Annotated in this window: 1 protein-coding gene and 1 pseudogene; both read left to right on the forward strand. The window is 38.3% G+C overall.

What is annotated here, in order from left to right:
* Window positions 1-2,016, forward strand: a pseudogene (locus tag R3333_RS13745) (hypothetical protein); the annotation flags it as partial.
* Window positions 1,991-3,037, forward strand: a 1,047-nt coding sequence (locus R3333_RS13750) for an FAD:protein FMN transferase (protein WP_318959346.1), incomplete at its 3' end; no start/stop codon positions are given. The pseudogene R3333_RS13745 and the gene R3333_RS13750, both read left to right, overlap by 26 nt.

Genomic DNA, 3,037 nt, shown 5'->3' on the forward strand with positions numbered 1-3,037 from the left:
GAAGAATCGATTTCCTTGTATGAGAAGGTATTGACGTTAGATGCAGAAAATCAGAAGGCCAAAGATAGAATCGCCGAAGCTCAGCAGATTATCGACAATCAGGAAGCGAAAGATGCAGCGAATAAAGCTATTCAAGAGAAGTATAAAAAAGCAATATCTAAGGCTGATGCACTCTACAATGAAGGTCAACTTACAGATGCAAAGTTGAATTATCAGGAGGCTTTGAAGTACAAGAAAAACGATCGTTACGCTAAAGAGAAATTGGATGATATTGACAATCAATTAAGAGATCAAGTTGCTGCAGAAAAAGAAGCGAATTACCAGAAGTTAATCACAACGGCAGATAATTACTTTAAGCAAGAGAATTGGACAAAGGCAAAAGAATTGTATACACGTGCAAATGCTTTGAACCCTCGTGATGGATACCCAAAAAAGAAATTGGACGAAATAGAGGCTAAATTGAATCCCGTTACTGAAGCATCTGGTCCGCTAGAAAATTTGGGAACTGAAGAAGATATTTCTATTGCTGAAGGAGCAAAATTATTGCTTGAAGCCGAAAAACAAAGGGAGCAAAATAGAAGAAATGAATTAAGTGAGGAAATTGATAAAACAGAGGAGTTACCGAATCAATTGGCGCTTACAGATGCAGAGGAGAGACAGCAAACTTTGGAGAAATCTGAAGAACTGAAAGAAGACTTAGCAGAAGATGTGGAGCAAGCTGAACAGAGACGTTTAGAGGGCGTTGAGTTGGTGAAACAAAGAGAAGACGATATAGCCAACAAAAGAGAGCAAGAGAAGGTATTTGAGGATGCTGAAAATTTAAGAACACAAGAAGATATAGACGCTACCCAATCGGAAGTTGCAGAGGTAAACAAAGAGAAAGAAAAGGATCTGCAAAATTTAGCTGTTGATTTAGAAGAAGAAGAGGAAATTGCAAAAGCTAGGGAGTTAAAAGATTTGGCCGAGAATGCGGATAGAACGCAAGTAACTTATGACTTCATTCAAGATGAGTTAGCAGACCAAGCAGAAAGTGGAGATGCACAAGCTGAGGTTGTTGCAGCTCAAAAGTTATTGGAAAAAGTAAATGAACAAGAGGTTACCCAATACGAAAATTCTGTAGACCAACAAGCTATTTTAGAAGCGAAAGCACTTATTGCAGAGGAGCAAGAAAAGATAGCTCAAGCAGAAAGGGAGAAAGAAGCAGCAGCACAAAACCAAGTGATAGAACGCACCAATGAAATTGCCGAGAATGCGCAAGCTGAACGTTCTGAAAAAGAAAAAGAAGGTGATTTGATGCGTCAGGAAGTTGTGGCGGAAGTAGACCAAAGGGAGACTGCCTTGGCAGCGAAACAAGCGACAGATTTAGATAATGAGAAGCAAGAAGAAATAAAAACGGAGCAACTCATTGAAGGGTCCCGTGAGGCGGTTTCAGATAAAAGTAAAGAACAAGAAATTCTACACCAAGGAAAACAACAATTGGTAGAGGAGAAGGAGGGAGCAGTGCAGAGAGCTGAGGCCTTAAAACGTGAAGAAGATAAGCGTTTAGAAGCAGAAACTACACAGAAAATAGAAGAGCAAAGTAACCAGTCTGAACAGAACAATGCGCAGCAAAACGAAAATGCTCAAAAGGTAAATGACGCCGTAACTCAGTCGGTAGATTTAGCTAAAACAGCTTCTGAAGAACGCTCTAATGCAGGAAAAGAAAATAATCAGAATGCTCAAGCTTATTTGGATGGTATAGAAAACAATTCTACGAAGTTTAATGAAACAGTAGCCAATGCTTTAGGAGAAGAATTTCCAGAAGGTGTAACCCAGCAATCTTTTGTTAGAAGAGATAGCGAAGGCTTACCTATAAAAATTGTAACCCGTCGAATTGTTGTGAAAGATGGTCGAGGAGATGTTTATATGAGAATTCAAACGACTTACGGTACTTCATATTCGAAAAATGGATCTCAAATAACAAGTATTGTTTGGGATAAAGAAACAGACAATGGTAAATTGGTTAAACACTTCTAGTATTTTTCTGCTAACACTTATGTTAGCTTCGGCTTGTTCTACCCCTGAAGTTAAGGAAGGTGATCAGGATCAGCAGTTTGAAGATAATTCATTTTCTACGCAAATAAACAAACAGGAAATTCAGGGGTATACCCAGGGCTCTACCTTTCAAATAAAAACAAGTGATGATAGTTTGCTACTTTCTACCTATGAAATAGAAAGCATATTCACAGGTTTTGATGCTGAGCTATCAGGGTATTTAGAAGCTTCTCTAATCTCAAAAGTGAATGCTAGTCCTGCGGGAATGAGGATCCCGGAAAATGCATATTTTACCCCTTGTTTTAATAAGAGTATTGAGATCTATAAAACTACGAACGGGGCTTTCGATCCTTCTGTATTTCCTATGGTGAAGGCTTGGGGATTCTTTAAAGATTCTAACCTTGTTTTGAGTCAAAAAGAAGTAGATAGTTGTTTGCAATTTATTTCTTTCCAACCCAATCATCTTTATAGCTTTCGTGCAGATAGTATTATAAAAAATGACCCGCGTTTTTGTTTCGATTTTAATGCGATTGCTCAAGGTTATTCAGTAGACGTGGTTGCAGAATTTTTAGATGAAAAAGGTCAAGAAAATTACTTCATAGAAATAGGTGGAGAGCTTAGAACCAAAGGTGTGAATAAGGAAGGTAAACCTTGGGTAATTGGAATTGATGTTCCTTCTGATACCAATGATGGATTGAACCAAAGAAGTTTGGAAAACGCCATTTCAGTAGAGAATAAGGCATTGGCTACATCGGGTAATTACCGCAAATATTTCGTGGTTGACGGAAGAAAGTACTCACATACCATAGATCCTAAAACAGGTTATTCTGTTAAACATAATTTATTAAGTGCTACGGTAATGGCAGATGATTGTGCTACGGCAGACGCCTATGCAACGGCTTTTATGGTGATGGGCAAAGAGGCTACTTTAGAGTTTGTGTCTTCACATCCTGAGTTAAATCTTGAAGTGTATCTACTCTTTCAAAATGAAGAAGGTTTGTTA

The sequence above is a fragment of the Lishizhenia sp. genome (assembly GCF_033720595.1).
Lineage (GTDB): Bacteria > Bacteroidota > Bacteroidia > Flavobacteriales_D > Crocinitomicaceae > Lishizhenia.